Origin of the sequence: Streptomyces sp. TG1A-8, assembly GCF_030499535.1 — a bacterium.
GTDB lineage: Bacteria > Actinomycetota > Actinomycetes > Streptomycetales > Streptomycetaceae > Streptomyces.
Window position 1 is genome coordinate 2229767 of the sequence record NZ_JASTLB010000001.1, and the last position, 17954, is coordinate 2247720.

The 17954-nt window shown below is 73.5% G+C and carries 13 protein-coding genes; 4 read left to right on the top strand and 9 right to left on the bottom strand.

All coding sequences use genetic code 11. The features are described from left to right. Positions 1 to 77 precede the first annotated feature (77 nt). Both QQY24_RS09265 and QQY24_RS09270 read left to right on the top strand, forming a co-directional pair. On the top strand, positions 78 to 1247 hold the full coding sequence (locus tag QQY24_RS09265) for a CdaR family transcriptional regulator (RefSeq protein ID WP_301976185.1): 1170 nt from the start codon (positions 78 to 80) through the stop codon (positions 1245 to 1247). Between the two features lie 177 nt (positions 1248 to 1424). Then, positions 1425 to 2387 carry an MFS transporter gene (locus QQY24_RS09270; protein ID WP_367657985.1) on the top strand — a complete coding sequence of 321 codons (963 nt, stop codon included), beginning with the start codon at positions 1425 to 1427 and terminating at the stop codon, positions 2385 to 2387. Between the two features lie 217 nt (positions 2388 to 2604). On the opposite strand, the gene serA is transcribed toward QQY24_RS09270, so the two are convergent. The 6 genes from serA to QQY24_RS09300 form a co-directional block, all read right to left on the bottom strand. After that, the gene (serA, locus tag QQY24_RS09275) at positions 2605 to 4194 is read right to left on the bottom strand and encodes a phosphoglycerate dehydrogenase (RefSeq protein ID WP_301972185.1); all 1590 of its coding nucleotides are present in this window, start codon (positions 4192 to 4194) and stop codon (positions 2605 to 2607) included. Positions 4195 to 4465: 271 nt separating this feature from the next. Beyond that, entirely contained in the window at positions 4466 to 5464 is a 999-nt protein-coding gene (ilvC, locus tag QQY24_RS09280) for a ketol-acid reductoisomerase (RefSeq protein WP_301972186.1), read from the bottom strand. Positions 5465 to 5581: 117 nt separating this feature from the next. Beyond that, on the bottom strand, positions 5582 to 6106 hold the full coding sequence (gene ilvN / locus QQY24_RS09285) for an acetolactate synthase small subunit (RefSeq protein WP_301972187.1): 525 nt from the start codon (positions 6104 to 6106) through the stop codon (positions 5582 to 5584). Between the two features lie 19 nt (positions 6107 to 6125). Next, on the bottom strand, positions 6126 to 7973 hold the full coding sequence (locus tag QQY24_RS09290) for an acetolactate synthase large subunit (protein WP_301976186.1): 1848 nt from the start codon (positions 7971 to 7973) through the stop codon (positions 6126 to 6128). Positions 7974 to 8215: 242 nt separating this feature from the next. Beyond that, the gene (locus QQY24_RS09295) at positions 8216 to 11251 is read right to left on the bottom strand and encodes a bifunctional diguanylate cyclase/phosphodiesterase (RefSeq protein ID WP_301972188.1); all 3036 of its coding nucleotides are present in this window, start codon (positions 11249 to 11251) and stop codon (positions 8216 to 8218) included. Between the two features lie 383 nt (positions 11252 to 11634). Continuing rightward, positions 11635 to 12576 (bottom strand): 2-hydroxyacid dehydrogenase, encoded by a 942-nt coding sequence (locus QQY24_RS09300; protein WP_301972189.1) that lies wholly within the window; start codon positions 12574 to 12576, stop codon positions 11635 to 11637. Positions 12577 to 12652: 76 nt separating this feature from the next. Here QQY24_RS09300 and QQY24_RS09305 point away from each other — a divergent pair, with 76 nt between their 5' ends. Further along, positions 12653 to 13651: an aldo/keto reductase gene (locus QQY24_RS09305; RefSeq protein ID WP_301972190.1), complete on the top strand. Its 999-nt coding sequence runs from the start codon at positions 12653 to 12655 to the stop codon at positions 13649 to 13651. A 118-nt stretch (positions 13652 to 13769) separates the two neighbouring features. Beyond that, positions 13770 to 14912, top strand: a complete 1143-nt coding sequence (locus tag QQY24_RS09310) for a sorbosone dehydrogenase family protein (RefSeq protein ID WP_301976187.1) — start codon at positions 13770 to 13772, stop codon at positions 14910 to 14912. A 116-nt stretch (positions 14913 to 15028) separates the two neighbouring features. On the opposite strand, the gene QQY24_RS09315 is transcribed toward QQY24_RS09310, so the two are convergent. The 3 genes from QQY24_RS09315 to gatB form a co-directional block, all read right to left on the bottom strand. Beyond that, positions 15029 to 15646, bottom strand: a complete 618-nt coding sequence (locus QQY24_RS09315; RefSeq protein WP_301972191.1) for a hypothetical protein — start codon at positions 15644 to 15646, stop codon at positions 15029 to 15031. A gap of 35 nt (positions 15647 to 15681) precedes the next feature. Further along, the gene (locus tag QQY24_RS09320; protein WP_301972192.1) at positions 15682 to 16257 is read right to left on the bottom strand and encodes a GNAT family N-acetyltransferase; all 576 of its coding nucleotides are present in this window, start codon (positions 16255 to 16257) and stop codon (positions 15682 to 15684) included. Between the two features lie 181 nt (positions 16258 to 16438). Continuing rightward, the gene (gatB, locus tag QQY24_RS09325) at positions 16439 to 17953 is read right to left on the bottom strand and encodes an Asp-tRNA(Asn)/Glu-tRNA(Gln) amidotransferase subunit GatB (protein WP_301972193.1); all 1515 of its coding nucleotides are present in this window, start codon (positions 17951 to 17953) and stop codon (positions 16439 to 16441) included. Position 17954 lies beyond the last annotated feature (1 nt).

Sequence of the window (17954 nt, forward strand, 5' to 3'; positions counted from 1 at the left end):
CGACAGCTGTCACGCATCCGTTCCCGGGTTCTCGGACAGATGTATGAAGCGGCTGGAAAGTGCGGGAGAATGCCCGGGTGGCGGCGGACTACAAGGGTGACTACCAGGAGCTGGTGGACGAGATCTCGGAGCTGCTCGGCGCCCCGGCGACCCTGGAGAACCGCGACTTCGAGCTGATCGCCTTCGGCGCGTACGACAGCGACGGCGAGCTGGACCCGTCCGCCCTGGACCCGGTGCGCACCCGCTCGATCCTCACCCGCCGCTCCACGCCGGCGGTGCGGGCGTGGTTCGAGGGCTTCGGCATCACCCGCGCGACCGGGCCGGTGCGGATCCCGCCGGCCCCGGAGGCGGGCGTGCACCGCGGCCGCGTCTGCCTGCCGGTGCGCCACCGGGGCGTCGTGCTCGGGTACGTCTGGCTGCTGGACGGCGAGCCGGGTCCGGACGACCGGCAGCTGACCGCCGCCCTGGCGGTCGCGGCCCGCATCGGCGCCCTGCTCGCCGACGAGGCGCAGGCCGGGGCCGACCTGACCCGGGAGCTGCGGGCGGTGCTCACCGCCGAGCGGGGCTGGCAGCGGGACATGGCGGTGGCGGAACTGCGGACGGCGCTCGGGGCGCGCGCGGACGGGCCGCACACGGTGGTGTGCGTGGCCCCCTGGCCCTGTGCCGACCCGGACGACGCCCCGTCGGTGCGGACGATCCCGGGCGCGACCGCGCTGTGCACGGTGCCGTGGGGCACGACCGCCCAGTCCCTGGCCCTGCTGGTGCGGCTGCGCTCGGCGGACACGGTGTCGCCGGCGGTGTCGGCGGCGGGACGGCTGCTGGACCGGGCCGACGGCACGGGCGCCGCCGGGGTGGCCGCGGCGCGCACCGGGCTCGCCGGGCTGGGGGAGGCCTGGCAGGAGGCGGTCGGCGCGGCCCGCGCGGCGCTGGCGGAGCCGGGGCTCGGGCCGGTCGCCGAGTGGGCGCACATCGGTCCGTACCGCGTGCTGACCGCACTGCCCCCGGGGGCGGCCCGCGATCCGGCGGTCGCCCCGCTGCTGGTCCCGGCCCACCACGAACTGGTCCGCACCGCCGAGGCCTACCTGGACTGCGCGGGCCAGGCCGGCCGGACCGCCGCCGCCCTCGGCATCCACCGCCAGACCCTGTACTACCGGCTGTCCCGGGTGGAGCACCTGACCGGGCTGGACCTGGACGACGGCGAGGACCGGCTGTTGCTGCACATGGCGCTGAAGGCGGGGCGGTTGTAGGGCGCGGGCCGGCGGGCCGCCACGAGGTCCGCCACGGCCGGGACACCGGGGATGCGGGTGACGGGCGCGGGGCGCGGCCCCGGGGCGCTCAACCGCGTCCGGCGTCCTCCATGACCCGCCGCAGCCCCTCGGTGAGCCGGTCGGCGGTGGTGGCCGAGTCCGCGTGGAGCACTTCTGGTGGGGGTCGGTGTTCCTGGTCAACCCGCCCGCCATGGCCCTGCTGCCGGTCCTCGGCCCGGTGCCGCTGCCGGAGTCGCGGGATCCCGGGCCCGGCCGCTTCGACGCGCCGGGCGTCCCGCTGTCGGTGGCCGCCGTGCTCCCCGTCGTCTACGGCCTGAAGGGAGTCCCCTCCGAGGGCTGGCACCCGCGGTACGTCGTCGCGGTGGCGGCCGGTCTGTTCTTCGCCGTGCTCTTCGCCCACCGCCAGCGCACCCCGGCCTCCCCGCCGATCCCGCCGGCGCTGCTGCGGGGCCGCGGCTTCACCCGGCGCTGGTGCTGATCCTGGTCTCCGCGTTCGGCATGATGGGCTCGGCCCTGTTCACCACGCAGTACCTGCAGTCGGTCCTCGGCCGCAGCCCGCTGCAGGCGGCGCTGTGGAGCCTGCTGCCGCCGGTGCTCATCGGCGTGGCCGCGCCCGTCACCGGACAGCTCGTCGCCCGTGGCGCGAACCGCGGCCACGTCGTCGCCGCCGGCTTCGACGTCTCCGCGGCCGGCTACGCACTGCTCGCCCGGGCCGGCGCCGGCTCCCTCTGGCTGGTGCTCACCGGGGCCGGCGTCCTGACCTGCGGCGCGGTGACGGTGATGTCCCAGCTGACCGACCTCGCGATGGGCACGGCCCCGGTGGCACGGGCGGGCACGGCCTCCTCCCTGCTGGAGGCCGGCACCGAGTTCGGGGGCGCGCTGGGCATGGCGGCCTCGGCTCCGTCGGCACCGGGATCCACCGGCACGAGATGCCGGCCGCGCCGCCGGCCGGGGCCCGCCAGACCCTCGGCGGCGCGCTCGCGGTCGCCGGCCGGCTGCCGGGGCGTACGGGAGAGGCCCTGGCGGCGGCCGCGCGGGAGGCCTTCACCAGCGGGATGCGCGGAGCGGCGGTCGCGGGGGCGGTGGTGCTGGTCCTGGCGGCGGTCGCGGCGGCCGTGACGCTGCGCGGGATCCGCGGGTGCCGGCCGGCGGGCGCCGGGTCGCCGGCGAAGGACACGGGGACGGCCGTGGCCTGAGCGCCCGGGCCGGCACGGGGGGACGCCGGACGGGCCGGCCGGCGTCCTGGCGCACGGCCCGTCCAGGGCGAACGGGGTTCCGGGGGCGCCGTCCCCGCGCGTGACGGCCTCACGCGGCCGTCACCCGGGACGAACGTGCCTCAGACCAGGTTCACCGAGCGGGCGGAGGTCGCGCCGATCTCCGCGGCGACCTCGGCCAGCACGGTGGGGCCCACCGTGTCGTCCACGGTCAGGACGGCCAGCGCCTCCCCGCCCACGGCCGCGCGGGCGACCTGCATGCCGGCGATGTTGATGCCGCCCTCGCCGAGGATGCGGCCGACGGTGCCGACGACACCGGGACGGTCCTCGTAGCGCAGGACGGCCATGTGGTCGGCGAGCGCCAGGTCCACGTCGTAGTCGCCGACCGCGACGATCTTCTGGATGTGCTTGGGGCCGGCCAGCGTGCCGGAGACCGACACCTCCTCGCCGTCCGCCAGCGTGCCGCGCACGGTCACCACGTTGCGGTGCTCGGCCGACTCGGAGCTGGTGGTCAGGCGCACCTCGACCCCGCGCTCCTGCGCGAACAGCGGCGCGTTGACGTAGGACACGGTCTCGTCGACGACGTCCTCGAAGACGCCCTTGAGCGCGGACAGCTCCAGCACCTTCACGTCGTGCTGGGTGATCTCGCCGTAGACCTCGACGTCCAGCCGGACGGCGACCTCGCCCGCGAGGGCGGTGAAGATGCGGCCGAGGCGCTCGGCGAGCGGCAGGCCCGGCTTGACGTCCTCGGCGATGACCCCGCCCTGGACGTTGACGGCGTCCGGCACCAGCTCGCCGGCCAGGGCGAGGCGGACGGACCTGGCGACGGCGATGCCCGCCTTCTCCTGGGCCTCGTCGGTGGAGGCGCCGAGGTGCGGGGTGCACACGACCTGGTCCAGCTCGAACAGCGGGGAGTCGGTGCAGGGCTCCTTGGCGTACACGTCGAGGCCGGCGCCGGCGACCCGGCCCTCCTTCAGCGCCGCGTACAGCGCCTCCTCGTCGACGATGCCGCCGCGGGCCGCGTTGACGATGCGCACGCCCGGCTTGACCTTGCGCAGCGCCTCGTCGCCGATCAGACCGAGTGTCTCGGGGGTCTTGGGCAGGTGGACGGTGATGAAGTCGGAGACCTCGAGCAGTTCGTCCAGGGAGAGCACCTTGACGCCCATCTGGGCGGCCCGCGCGGGCTGCACGTAGGGGTCGTAGGCGACCACCTTCATGCCGAAGGCGGACATGCGCTGGGCGACGAGCGCGCCGATGCGGCCCAGGCCCACGACGCCGAGGGTCTTCTCGGCCAGCTCGACACCCGTGTACTTGCTGCGCTTCCACTCGCCGTTCTTCAGCGCGGCGTTGGCCTGCGGGATGTTCCGGGCCGTGGAGAGGATCAGGCCGCAGGCCAGCTCGGCGGCGGTCACGATGTTGGAGGTCGGGGCGTTGACGACCATCACGCCGGCCTTGGTGGCGGCGGCGACGTCGACGTTGTCCAGGCCGACGCCGGCCCGTGCGACGACCTTGAGCTTCCTCGCCGCGGCGATGGCCTCGGCGTCGACCTTGGTGGCGGACCGGATCAGGATCGCGTCGACGTCGGCGATGGCGGGGAGCAGTTCGGCTCGGTCGGCACCGTTGGTGTGCCGGATCTCGAAGTCCGGGCCGAGCGCGTCGACGGTGGCGGGCGACAGCTCTTCAGCGATGAGTACGACGGGTTTCGAGCTCACGTGAGTCCTCACAAGTCCAATGCGGACGGCCGTCCCGACGGCCGCTGGCGGAGGGGTGCTAGCCGCGTGGAAGACGCACGACGCTGTGGGCCTGACGCGTATGTTGCGCAGCAGTCTAGTGGCGTCGTGGTCGTCGTATTACGCCGCTGCGGAAGGATCACCCGTCCGTGGCCGGACGGGTTGGACAACGGTGCCCAGACGGATCGGAGAGGGGGCGGGAGGGTGGGGAAAGGGGGCCGGAGCAGTGTGCCCCAGCCCCCTGACACGGGGCTTACGCCTCCTCGTCGACCCAGCTCATCAGCTTGCGCAGCTGCTTGCCGGTGGTCTCCAGCAGGTGCTCGGAGTCCTGCTGCCTGTACTCGTTGTACTTCTTCAGACCGCCGTGGTACTCGTCCATCCACTGCCGCGCGAAGGAGCCGTCCTGGATCTCGGCGAGAACCTTCTTCATCTCGGCCTTGGTGGCGTCGGTGACGATGCGCGGGCCGGTGACGTAGTCGCCCCACTCGGCGGTCTCGGAGATGGACCAGCGCATCTTCTCCAGGCCGCCCTCGTACATGAGGTCCACGATCAGCTTCAGCTCGTGCAGGCACTCGAAGTAGGCGATCTCCGGCTGGTAGCCGGCCTCGGTCAGGGTCTCGAAGCCCGCCTTGACCAGCGCCGCGGTGCCACCGCAGAGGACGGCCTGCTCGCCGAACAGGTCGGTCTCGGTCTCCTCGGTGAAGGTCGTCCTGATGACGCCGGCGCGGGTGCCGCCGATGCCCTTGGCGTACGACAGTGCCAGCTCGAAGGCGTTGCCGGAGGCGTCCTGCTCGACGGCGGCGATGCACGGGACGCCGCGGCCCTCCTCGTACTGGCGGCGGACCAGGTGGCCCGGGCCCTTCGGGGCGACCATGCAGACGTCGACGCCGGCCGGGGGCTTGATGAAGCCGAAGCGGATGTTGAAGCCGTGGCCGAAGAACAGCGCGTCGCCGTCCTTCAGGTTGTCCTTGACGGACTCCTCGTAAACCTGGCCCTGGATGGGGTCCGGGACCAGGATCATGATGACGTCGGCCTCGGCGGCGGCCTCGGCCGGGCTCACCACGCGCAGGCCCTGCTCCTCGGCCTTCGCCCTGGACTTCGAGCCCTCGTGCAGACCGACCCGGACGTCGACACCCGAGTCGCGCAGCGACAGCGCGTGGGCGTGGCCCTGGCTGCCGTAGCCGATGACCGCGACCTTGCGGCCCTGGATGATGGACAGGTCGGCGTCAGCGTCGTAGAACAGCTCGGCCACTTTGGGTTCTCTCCTTGGTGTGCTGATGGTGCGTCCCACCGTATGCCGGTGGGGGGAGGGGGGTTCCGGGGTCTCGGCATACGGGCGGCCGTGGTCACCGGCCGCCCGCGCACGGCCCTATGCGGTTCGGTCCAGGGCGCGCAGCGACCGGTCCGTGATCGACCGGGAACCGCGTCCGATCGCGATCGTGCCGGACTGCACCAGTTCCTTGATGCCGAACGGCTCCAGCATCTTGAGCATGGCGGACAGCTTGTCGGTGGATCCGGTGGCCTCGATCGTGACGGCCTCCGGGGAGACGTCGACGGTCTTGGCGCGGAAGAGCTGGACGATCTCCACGATCTGGGAGCGCGTCTCGTTGTCGGCGCGGATCTTCACCAGGACGAGTTCGCGCTGCACGGCCTGGCCGGGCTCCAGCTCGACGATCTTGAGCACGTTGACGAGCTTGTTGAGCTGCTTGGTCACCTGCTCCAGCGGCAGGTCCTCGACGTTCACCACGATGGTGATGCGGGAGATGTCGGGGTGCTCGGTGACGCCGACCGCGAGCGAGTCGATGTTGAACCCGCGGCGGGAGAACAGGGCGGCGATCCGGGCGAGGATGCCCGGTGTGTTCTCCACCAGGACGGAGAGCGTGTGCTTGGACATGTCTTCGGGTCTTCCTCGCTCAGTCGTCTTCGTTGTCGCCGAAGTCGGGGCGGACGTCCCGCGCGGCCATGATCTCGTCGTTGGAGGTGCCGGCGGCGACCATCGGCCACACCATCGCGTCCTCGTGGACGATGAAGTCGACGACGACCGGGCGGTCGTTGATGGAGTTCGCCTCCTCGATGACCCTGTCCAGGTCCTCGGGGCGCTCGCAGCGCAGGCCCACGCAGCCCATCGCCTCGGCCAGCTTCACGAAGTCCGGCACGCGCGTGCCCCTGGCGTCCGGATTGACGTCCTCGGGGCCGCTGTGCAGCACGGTGTTGGAGTAGCGCTGGTTGTAGAAGAGGGTCTGCCACTGGCGGACCATCCCGAGGGCACCGTTGTTGATGATGGCGACCTTGACCGGGATGTTGTTCAGGGCGCAGGTGGTCAGTTCCTGGTTGGTCATCTGGAAGCAGCCGTCGCCGTCGATCGCCCAGACCGTGCGGTCGGGCCGGCCGGCCTTCGCGCCCATCGCGGCCGGGACCGCGTAGCCCATGGTCCCGGCGCCGCCGGAGTTCAGCCAGGTGGCGGGCCTTTCGTACTGGATGAAGTGCGCGGACCACATCTGGTGCTGGCCGACGCCCGCGGCGAAGATCGTGCCCTCGGGGGCGAGCCGGCCGATGCGCTCGATGACCTGCTGCGGGGACAGCGAGCCGTCCTCGGGCAGGTCGTAGCCGAGGGGGTAGGTCTCGCGCCAGCGGTTCAGGTCGCTCCACCAGGCGGTGTAGTCGCCCCGGTGGCCCTCGCTGTGCTCCTTCTGCACGGCCTGGACCAGGTCGGCGATGACCTCGCGGGCGTCACCGACGATCGGCACGTCGGCGGCGCGGTTCTTGCCGATCTCGGCCGGGTCGATGTCGGCGTGCACGATCTTGGCGTGCGGGGCGAAGCTGTCCAGCCTGCCGGTGACGCGGTCGTCGAAGCGGGCGCCGAGGGCGACGATCAGGTCGGCCTTCTGCAGCGCGGTGACGGCGGTGACCGACCCGTGCATGCCCGGCATCCCCACGTGCAGCGGGTGGCTGTCGGGGAACGCGCCGAGCGCCATCAGGGTGGTGGTGACGGGCGCTCCGGTGAGTTCGGCGAGGACCTTCAGCTCGGCGGTGGCACCGGCCTTGAGGACACCGCCGCCGACGTAGAGGACGGGCCGCTTGGCGGCGGTGACGAGCTTGGCCGCCTCGCGGATCTGCTTGGCGTGCGGCTTGGTCACCGGGCGGTAGCCGGGCAGGTCCGTGACCGGCGGCCAGGAGAAGGTGGTCTTCGCCTGCAGGGCGTCCTTGGCGATGTCCACCAGGACCGGGCCCGGACGCCCGGTGGAGGCGATGTGGAAGGCCTCCGCGATGGTCCGCGGGATGTCCTCGGCCTTGGTGACCAGGAAGTTGTGCTTGGTGATCGGCATGGTGATGCCGACGATGTCCGCCTCCTGGAAGGCGTCCGTGCCGATCGCCTTGGAGGCGACCTGGCCGGTGATCGCGACCATCGGCACCGAGTCCATGTGGGCGTCCGCGATCGGCGTGACCAGGTTCGTCGCACCCGGGCCCGAGGTCGCCATGCAGACGCCGACCCGGCCGGTGGCCTGCGCGTACCCCTCGGCCGCGTGACCGGCGCCCTGCTCGTGGCGGACCAGGACGTGCCGGACCCGGGAGGAGTCCATCAGCGGGTCGTACGCCGGGAGGATCGCACCGCCGGGAATGCCGAACACCGTGTCCGCGCCGACCTCCTCGAGGGAGCGGATGAGGGACTGCGCGCCCGTGACGTGCTCGACGGGGGCGGACTGCTGTCCTCCGGAACGGGGCCGCGGCTGCGGATGGGCCCCGGTGGCCTGCTCGGTCATCGTCATTCTCTTCTCGATGCTGAGGGTTTTTGCGAGGTTCGTGCGCTGTGCGGCTGCTGTACGGCAGGTGCCCGTGCAACAAAAAACCCCTCGTGCCATAGGGCAAGCGAGGGGAGCGCGCCGGCGAGGTCGCTGGGGGTTCCGGATCGTCCTCCGGTGGATCCCAGCTCAGCCGACGCGCTGTCCAAGTACGAGAATTCGGGTGCGCATGGAACTGACCCTCTCCCGGCACACACCACCTGTCAAGTGGGTGGGACGGGAGTCTCAGCATGTGAACGAAGGGCTGTACCGCCACCGAAGACGGCGGACACGCCTGCGGTGTACACCCCGGATCCGCCCCCACCGGCGAAGACCGGCTCGGCCGGTGCGTGCGGCACCGGATAATGGCCGGATCCGAGCGCCCGGCGCAGCCGGTACTCCTCCAGCGGCCCGGAGAACGCCATGCCCTGGGCGTGCGTGCAGCCCATCGCGCGCAGCGCCATCACCTGTTCCGGCAGGTCCACGCCCTCGGCCACGGACTGGAGCCCCAGGTCGCCGGCGATGCGCAGCAGCCCGCTCGTGATCTTGTGCAGCGGAGCGGACTCCACGACCCCCTCGACCAGGGTGCGGTCGAGCTTGAGGATGTCCACGGGCAGCTTCCTCAGGGCCGTGATGGTCGCGTAGCCGCTGCCGAAGCCGTCCAGCGCGATCCGCACCCCGAGCCGGCTGAGCGCGGCCAGCCGCCGCTCCAGTTCCTCCAGACAAACCCGGGGGTCGAGGTCGCACAGTTCGACCACCAGCGCGCCGGGCGGCAGGCCGTGCCGGTTCAGCAGCGCCTCCACCGAGCCGAGCGGCACCGAGCGGTCCAGCAGCCGCCGGGCGCTCGTCCGGACGGTCACCGGGACGACGAGTCCGGCGGCGGCCCGCTCCGAGGCCCGCTCGACGGCCTCCTGGAGGATCCAGCGGTCCAGTTCGGCGGTCTTGTCGGCGTCCTCGGCCACCCGCAGGAACTCGGCCGGGGTGAACAGCACCCCCTGGGAGGAGCGCCAGCGCGCCTGGGCGGAGACCGCCGTGACGCGGCCGTTGCGCAGGCAGACCACCGGCTGGTGCAGCAGCGTGAACTCGCCGTCGTGCAGCGCGGCCCGCAGCCGGGTGGCCAGCTCGGCCTTGCGCACGACGTCCTGCTGCATCTGCGGCCGGTACAGCACCACGCGGCCCTTGCCGGCCGACTTGGCGCGGTACATGGCGAGGTCGGCGTTGCGCAGCAGCTCGCCCGCGCCGAGGCCCGGTTCGGCGAAGGCCACGCCGATGGAGGCGTTGACCCGGACATCGTTGCCGTCGATGGCGTACGGCTGCGAGAGGGTCGTCCTGAGACGGTCGGCGAGCTCCACGATGTCGCGCTCCCGGGCGGCCCGGTCGTGGGTGCCGTCCCCGACGATCAGGGCCGCGAACTCGTCGCCGCCCAGCCGGGAGGCGGTGTCGCCCTGGCGGACCGCGTCCTGGAGCCTGCGGGCGGCCTGGACCAGCAGTTCGTCCCCGGCCTGGTGCCCGATCGTGTCGTTGACCGCCTTGAAGCCGTCCAGGTCGATGAAGAGCACGGCCGTGCCGCGCAGGGCGGCGCCGCGGTCGGTGGCGCGGCGGCCGGACAGCGCCTGCTGGACGCGCCGGGTGAACAGCGCGCGGTTGGGCAGGTCGGTGAGCGGGTCGTGCTCGGCGTTGTGCTGCAGCTGGGCCTGCAGCCGCACCCGCTCGGTGACGTCCCGGCTGTTGAAGATGAGGCCGCCGTGGTGGCGGTTGACGGTGGACTCGACGTTGAGCCAGCCGCCACCGCCGGACCGGAAGCGGCACTCGATGCGGGTGGTGGGTTCGTCCTGGGGCCGGGCGGCGAGGAAGCGGCGCACCTCGTGCACCACGCAGCCCAGGTCCTCCGGGTGGATGAGCGCGGCCAGTTCGGTGCCCACCAGCTCCTCGGCGGGCCGTCCGTAGACCCCGGCGGCGGCCGGGGAGACGTACCGGAGGATGCCGTTGGGCGCGGCGATCATGATGACGTCGCTGGAGCCCTGCACCAGGGAGCGGAAGTGGCTCTCCTTCTGCGCCAGCTCCTGGGTGAGGGTGATGTTGTCGAGCAGCATGATGCCTTGGCGGATGACCAGCGCCAGCACGACGGCGCCCGCGGTGACCAGCACCACGTGGTCGGGCCGGCGACCGTTGAGGACGTTGTACAGGATGCCCAGGGTGCAGACGGCGGCGGCGAGGTACGGGGTGAGCGCGGCGAGGGAGCCGGTGAGCGGCCGTCCCGCCGGGTACCGGCCGTGCTCGCCCGCCGGTCCGGGCACCGGCGGGGGCACGGACACGGGCGCGGGCGGCGCGCTGCGCTGTCCCGGCACGTGCTCGTGGACCACGCGTGTGTGCCCGTCGGGGGCGCGCCGTCCGCCGTCCCGTGCTCCGGGGTGCCGGGAGGCGGCCCAGGGGGCGTAGGCGAGCAGCAGCGAGCCGCCGAACCAGCCCGCGTCCAGCAGCTGTCCGGAGTGGTAACTGCCGTGCAGCAGCGGTGAGGTGAACAGCGCGTCGCACAACACGGTCAGGGCGAGTGCGCCGATCGCGGTGTTCACCGCCGTGCGGTTGCCCGGAGCCCGTCGGAAGTGCAGGGCGAGGACCATGCTGACGAGCACGATGTCGAGCAGCGGATAGGCCAGGGAGAGCGCGGTGTGCGCCACGCTCGGCCCGTCGAAGCGGGCCGCCTGGGCGAGCGCCAGGCTCCAGGAGAGAGTGAGCAGCGAGCCGCCGATCAGCCAGGCGTCCAGTCCCAGGCAGATCCAGCCGGCTCTGGTCACCGGTCGTTTGGCGAGGACGAGCAGGCCCACGATGGCGGGCGGCGCGAAGCAGAGGAAGAACAGGTCGGCGTAGCCCGGGGTGGGCACGGGCCGCGCCAGGACCACCTCGTACCACCCCCACACGGCGTTGCCGAGGGCCGCCATCGCCGAGGAGAGGGCGAACAGCAGCCAGGCCGGCCGGAAGCGGATCCGCGGGCTGCGGCCGTAGAGGAAGCAGGAGACGGCGGCGGCGCCCGCCGCCGCGCTCAGTCCGAAGTCGCCCATGATCAGCGCGAGTGTGTCGGAGCCCCAGTTGAAGGCGGACCCGACGGCGTAGGCCGCGCAGACGAGGGCGAGGGCGAGTTGCTGGACCACGCGCCCGTCGCCGACGGCCGGCGGCCGGGGCGGCGCTCCCTGCGGCAGCGGCGCGCACGGCGCGCTGTCGCGTACGGCGGCCGTGGTCGTCACGGTGGTCGACGCGTTCACCGGGGCCTCCCGGTCCGCGTCGCCCCCGGGTCGCGCGCGTCCCGGTGCGCCGGGCGCGCGTGCCTCCTGCGCACGCTGTGCCTGAGGTGGTTGCCGTGATGGCCGGCGTGATGGCCGCGTCCGTCCGTGGCCGTGCGCCACGGTCGCCGTCGGCGGCTCCGCCTCGTCGGATCGGTGGTCCATAGGCCGTGCATCGCCCGTCGCCCCCCTCACAGATCTGAAATGTCCATCCCCGGCGCCGAAACGGTCAGCGGCGCGTCCCCTGTCGGGACGATACACCAGGATCGTCACTCAGGGACATAGCTTCTCTACTCTCCGTGACGACCAGCGGAGATGCCGGCACGCCCTGCGTCCGAAAGGTTGCGGAGGGTGCCGGAAGCGGGTTATGGGCCCGTTGTCAGGATCATGTTCCTCAGGGGCTCGCGGTTCACGAACCTGTTCAGCTGGTCCACCAGCAGCCGCCGGGCGCGCGGCGCGAAAGCCGAGGTGGGGCCGCCCGCGTGCGGGCTGATCAGCACACCGGGCGCCCGCCACAGGGGGTGCTCCGGCGGCAGCGGCTCGGGGTCCGTCACGTCCAGGGCGGCGGTGATCCGGCCGCTGCGCACCTGCGTGAGCAGCGCGTTCGTGTCGACGACGGGTCCGCGGGCGACGTTGACGAGCAGCGCCCCGTCCTTCATCCGGCCCAGGAACCCGGCGTCCACCAGGCCCCGGGTGGTCTCCGTGAGGGGCGTGGAGAGGATCACGACGTCCGCTTCCGGGAGCAGCGAGGGCAGGGCGGTGAACGGGTGCACGGGACCGCGCGCCGTGGCACGCCCGGAGCGCGCGACGCGCGCCACCCGCGCGAGTTCGAAGGGTTCGAGCCGGTCCTCGATGGCGGCGCCGATGGAGCCGTAGCCGACGATGAGGACACCGCGGTCGGCGAGGGCCGGGCGGAACCCGCCGAGCCACTCGCCCCGGTCCTGGGCCCGCACGAAGTCGGGGACGCCGCGCAGGGAGGCGAGGATCAGGGCCAGCGTCAGCTCGGCGGTGCTGGCCTCGTGGACCCCGCGCGCGTTGCACAGCCGCACCCCGGCACGCAGATGGGGGAGGCCGGGCTCGACGTGGTCGATGCCGGCCGAGAGCGTCTGCACGACCTGGACGGCCCCCATCGCGGGCAGCGGACGTACGCCCACCGTCGACGGCTTCATGTAGGGCACGACGTAGAAGACGCAGTCGCCCGGGTCCGCGGGGAACTCCTCACCCCCGTCCCAGAACAGGTACCGGGGCCCCTCGGGCAGTCCTTCGATGTCCTCCGGCGGGAGGGGAAGCCATACGTCTGCGGTCATGCCCAGGAGGCTATGTCAGGCGAACACCCGTGCAGAGGTTAGGTTGGGGGCCGGGCTGAGGGAGGTTCACGGGCAGGTGGAGCGCAGGACGATCGGCGCGGGGGCGCCCGCGGTGGGGGCCGTCGGACTCGGGTGCATGCCGATGAGCTGGGCCTACAGCGGGTCCCGGCGGCGCGGCGAGGAGTCGATCAGGGCGGTGCACCGGGCGCTGGACCTGGGCGCGACCCTGCTGGACACGGCGGACATGTACGGGCCCTTCACCAACGAGCTGCTGCTCGGACGGGTGCTGAAGGAACGGCGCGCGGACGCCTTCGTGTCGACGAAGGTGGGGCTGCTCGTGGGTGAGCAGCACATCGTGGCCAACGGCCGCCCGGGGTACGTGAAGCGGGCCTGCGACGCCTCGCTGCGGCGGCTGCAGACGGACGTGATCGACCTCTACCAGCTGCACCGCGCCGACCCGGAGGTCCCGGTCGAGGAGACGTGGGGCGCGATGGCCGAACTGGTGCGGGCCGGAAAGGTGCGGGCGCTGGGCCTGTGCGCGGTGGGCGCGCGCGGCGGGCGCCGCTCCGGGTCCCGGCCGTACGACGCGACCCTGGGCCAGCTGCAGCGGGTGCAGCAGGTCTTCCCGGTGGCCGCGGTGCAGGCCGAGCTGTCGGTGTGGTCGCCGGAGGCGCTGGAGGCGCTGCTGCCGTGGTGTGCGGAGCGGGGGGTGGGTTTCCTGGCGGCGATGCCGCTGGGCAGCGGCTTCCTGACCGGCACGCTCACCCCGGGCGAGGGCTTCGAGCCGGACGACCCGCGCGCCCGCCACCCGCGCTTCACCGCCGAGATGATGGCCGCCAACCAGCCGATCGTCGCGGGCCTGCGCCGGATCGCCCGCCGCCACGGCGAGCACGTCACCCCGGCCCAGGTGGCCCTGGCCTGGGTCCTGGCCCAGGGCCGGCACGTGATCGCGGTGCCCGGCACCAAGCGGGAGCGCTGGGCGGCGGAGAACGCGGCTGCGGCCGGGCTGCGGCTGACCCCGCGGGACCTGGTGGAGGTGTCCTGGCTGCCGGCGGCGCAGGGGTCGTGGGACTGATCGCGCGCATGCGGCGGGGGCGGATCGGGAACCCTTCAGGGCGCGAGCGGTGTACGACCGGGCGAAGCCGCCGCCCGGACGCCGCCCCGAAGGGACCGTGACCGTGCCACGTCGAACCGTGCCCGCCCTGCTGGCCGCGGCCGCCCTGCTGCTGTCGGCCGGCTGCTCCTCCGGCGGCGACGGGGGGTTCCCGGCCGGCGCGCCCAGCTCACGGGCGGGCACGGCGCCGGGCCCCTCCGCGCGGGCCACCGGGCCGGCCCCGCCGGCCAAGGGCTCGGTGAAGGTGCTGCGCACGGTGGCCGAGGGCCTGAGGAGCCCGTGGGGCCTGGCCCCGCTGCCCGGCGGGGGTCTGCTGGTCTCCTCCCGCGACGAGGGGACGATCACCCGGATCGACGGCCGGACGGGCGCGAGGACCGAGCTGGGCAGGGTGTCCGGGGTCTCCCCGGACGGTGAGGGCGGCCTGCTCGGCATCGCCCTGTCCCCCGCCTTCGCCTCGGACCGCATGATCTACGCCTACTTCACCTCCGCCTCGGACAACCGCATCGTGCGCGTGCTGTACGACGGCAGGAGGCCGGCCGGTGAGCAGCTGGGCGCCCCGGACACCGTCTTCAAGGGAATCCCCAAGGGGTTCGTCCACAACGGCGGCCGGATCGCCTTCGGCCCGGACGGGATGCTCTACGCGGGCACCGGCGAGAGCGGCGAGCGGGGTCTGGCGCAGGACCGCGGGTCGCTGGGCGGCAAGATCCTCCGGATGACCCCGGAGGGCGAACCGGCCCCGGGCAACCCCTTCCCGGACTCCCCGGTGTACTCGTACGGCCACCGCAACGTGCAGGGCCTGGCCTGGGACGCCCACCAGCGGCTGTTCGCCTCGGAGTTCGGGCAGGACACCTGGGACGAGCTGAACGCGGTCGAGCCGGGCGGCGACTACGGCTGGCCGGACGCCGAGGGCAGGTCCTCCAACGCCCGCTTCCGGAACCCGGTGGCCCAGTGGCACACCGACGACGCCTCGCCCAGCGGCATCGCGTACGCCGACGGCGTGATCTGGATGGCCGGGCTGAAGGGCCGGCGCCTGTGGCGGATCCCGCTGGAGGGCACCCGGGCCTCGGCGAGCCCCCAGCCGTTCCTCACCGGCGCGTACGGCCGCCTGCGCACGGTGGTCGCGGCGGGCGGCGACAGGCTCTGGCTGGTGACGAGCAACACGGACGGCCGGGGCTCGCCGAAGAAGGGGGACGACAGGGTCCTGGAGGTCCGGGTGAGGTGAGCGGAGCCGACCGCCGGCCGGGGGTGGGTGCGGCCCCTTTCCGGCGGACCGGGGTCCCGGGGCGCGCGGGCACGGGCGGCGCAGGATTCCCCGGGCCCCCGCGAAGTGCGCGCTCCTCAGCCGGCCGAGGGCAGCCCCAGCAGCGCGCCGGAGTACTTCAGGACGGCCAGGAGCAGGCCGACGACGCCGAGCGAGACGCCCGCCCACGCGACCGACTTGATCCAGGCGGCCTGCGGACGGCCGGGGGTGCCGAACGCCGGCCGGACGAGCACGACCACGCCGGTGATCAGCGCGAGCACCGCGAACAGGCCGGCCCACAGGGCGGTGGTGCGCCAGGCGTCGCCGTAGACCTCCTTGATCTGCGTGGCGACGCCGGCCGTGGTCGAGGTCCTCAGCTGGCCGACGAGGGTCTCGCGGGCGGCGGCGACCGTGCCGATCCAGCCACCGGTGAGCGAGACCAGGCCCAGCGCGGCGGAGACGACGGCGCCGGCGCCCTGGCCGACCCCGGACTGCTCCCGCTCCCCGGACCCCGCGTCGGCGGCTCCCGCTCCCGCCTCGTTCCCCGCTTCCGCCCCCACCCCTGTTCCCGCCTCCTCGGCGGCGTCCCCGGCCGGCCCCCGGTGCGGTTCCGCACCGCCGGCCGCGGCCCGGGCCGCGCCGGTGGCGTCCGCCCCGGCCGCCCCCGGCTCCTGCTCGTCGTCGGTCCTGGTGACGTCGTCCGTCTTCGTTGCCATGCCCGGAACCGTACGGACACTGTCTGAGAGGCGCCTTAACGTGCGCGGCGGGCGCCCCGTCCGCGCGCCGCCCGCCACTCGGGGGCCAGCACCGCCCAGATCTCGGTGTCCGCGCGCACACCGCGGTGCGGGTGGTTCTCCCGGAGCACGCCCTCACGGGTCATCCCGAGGCGCCGCGCCACGTTGAGGCTGCCTTCGTTGGCGGAGGAGGCGCGCCACTCCGCGCGGTGCATGCCGCGCTCCTCGAACGCCCAGTCCAGCAGCACGCGCATGCCGCGGGTGACGAGCCCGCGCCCGGCCGCCGCCGGCTCCAGCCAGCAGCCGGCCTCGCAGACCCCGCTCGGGGTGTCCCAGACCCGGAACAGCAGGCCGCCGACCAGTTCCCCCTCCAGCCAGATCCCGTGCAGGCCGCCCGCGTCGGCGGCACGCCGGTCGGCGTACGACCGGATCCAGGCGCGGGCGCCGTCGAGGTCGCCCACCACGTCCGGCAGGCCGATGTGCCGGCCGATGTACTCCCGCCCCCGGTCGATGTTGGCGAGCAGTTCCGGCGCGTGCCAGACCTCCAGGGGGCGCAGTTCGGCGCCGTCCTGGCCCAGGGATGCCGCGTACATCGTGCCGCTGTTCCTTCCGCCGTCGCGTCACCGGGACCGCCCCGGGCCTCCCACGGGCGCCCCCGCGTGCGCCCCGGCCGGACCGGTCCTCCGGCCCCGGGCCGGGGCCGGTGCGGGCACCGGGGCCGACGGCGCGGCCCCGGAGCGGATGCCTCCGGGGCCGTGCCGGCCGTCGCCCGGGTCAGCCCTCGCCGACGCCGAGCTTCTCCAGGATCAGCTCCTTGACGCGGGCCGCGTCGGCCTGGCCGCGGGTGGCCTTCATGACCGCGCCGACCAGGGCGCCGGCCGCGGCCACCTTGCCGCCGCGGATCTTGTCGGCGACGCCCGGGTTGCCGGCGATGGCCTCCTCGACGGCGGCGGTCAGCGCGCCCTCGTCGGAGACGACCTTCAGGCCGCGCTTCTCCACGACCTCGTCCGGGGTGCCCTCGCCCGCGAGGACGCCCTCGATGACCTGGCGGGCCAGCTTGTCGTTCAGGGAGCCCTCGGACACCAGGGCGGTGACCCGGGCGACCTGCTCCGGCGTGATGGCCAGTTCGTCCAGCGCCTTGCCGGACTCGTTGGCGCTGCGCGCCAGTTCGCCCATCCACCACTTGCGGGCGGAGGCCGCGTCGGCACCGGCGTCGATCGTGGCGACGATCGGGTCCAGCGCGCCCGCGTTGAGGATCGCCTGCATGTCGGTGGCCGAGACGCCCCACTCCGCCAGCAGCCGGTTGCGGCGGGCCAGCGGCAGTTCGGGCAGACCGGCCCGGATCTCCTCGACCCACGCGCGCGAGGGCGCGACCGGCACCAGGTCGGGCTCCGGGAAGTACCGGTAGTCCTCGGCCTCCTCCTTCACGCGGCCCGAGGTCGTCGACCCGGTGTCCTCGTGGAAGTGGCGGGTCTCCTGGACGATCGTGCCGCCGGACGACAGCACGGCCGCGTGCCGCTGGATCTCGAAGCGGGCCGCGCGCTCCACCGAGCGCAGGGAGTTGACGTTCTTCGTCTCCGAGCGCGTGCCGAACCTGTCGGCGCCCTTGGGCATCAGCGACAGGTTGACGTCGCAGCGCATCTGGCCCATCTCCATGCGGGCCTCGGACACGCCGAGCGCGCGGATGACCTCGCGCAGCTCACGGACGTAGGCCTTCGCCACCTCGGGGGCGCGCTCGCCGGCGCCGACGATGGGCTTGGTGACGATCTCGATGAGCGGGATGCCCGCGCGGTTGTAGTCGAGCAGGGAGTGGGACGCGCCGTGGATGCGGCCGGTGGCACCGCCGACGTGCGTCGACTTGCCGGTGTCCTCCTCCATGTGGGCGCGCTCGATCTCCACGCGGAAGGTCTCGCCGTCCTCCAACTGGACGTCGAGGTAGCCGTTGAAGGCGATCGGCTCGTCGTACTGGGAGGTCTGGAAGTTCTTCGGCATGTCCGGATAGAAGTAGTTCTTCCGGGCGAAGCGGCACCACTCGGCGATCTCGCAGTTCAGCGCGAGCCCGATCTTGATCGCGGACTCGACGCCGGTCGCGTTGACCACCGGCAGGGCGCCGGGCAGGCCGAGGCAGACGGGGCAGGTCTGCGAGTTGGGCTCGGCGCCCAGCTCGGTCGAACAGCCGCAGAACATCTTGGTCCTGGTGCCGAGTTCGACATGGACCTCGAGGCCCATGACGGGGTCGTACGACGCCAGCGCGTCCTCGTACGACACCAGGTCGGTCGTGGTGGTCACG

What these genes read in the sequence shown, in the direction of transcription:
- QQY24_RS09300 (WP_301972189.1), bottom strand. Translation starts at nt 12,576, where the DNA reads ATGACCGCAGACGTATGGCTTCCCCTCCCGCCGGAGGACATCGAAGGA.
- QQY24_RS09320 (WP_301972192.1), bottom strand. Translation starts at nt 16,257, where the DNA reads ATGTACGCGGCATCCCTGGGCCAGGACGGCGCCGAACTGCGCCCCCTG.
- ilvN (WP_301972187.1), bottom strand. Translation starts at nt 6,106, where the DNA reads ATGTCCAAGCACACGCTCTCCGTCCTGGTGGAGAACACACCGGGCATC.
- QQY24_RS09315 (WP_301972191.1), bottom strand. Translation starts at nt 15,646, where the DNA reads ATGGCAACGAAGACGGACGACGTCACCAGGACCGACGACGAGCAGGAG.
- QQY24_RS09290 (WP_301976186.1), bottom strand. Translation starts at nt 7,973, where the DNA reads ATGACCGAGCAGGCCACCGGGGCCCATCCGCAGCCGCGGCCCCGTTCC.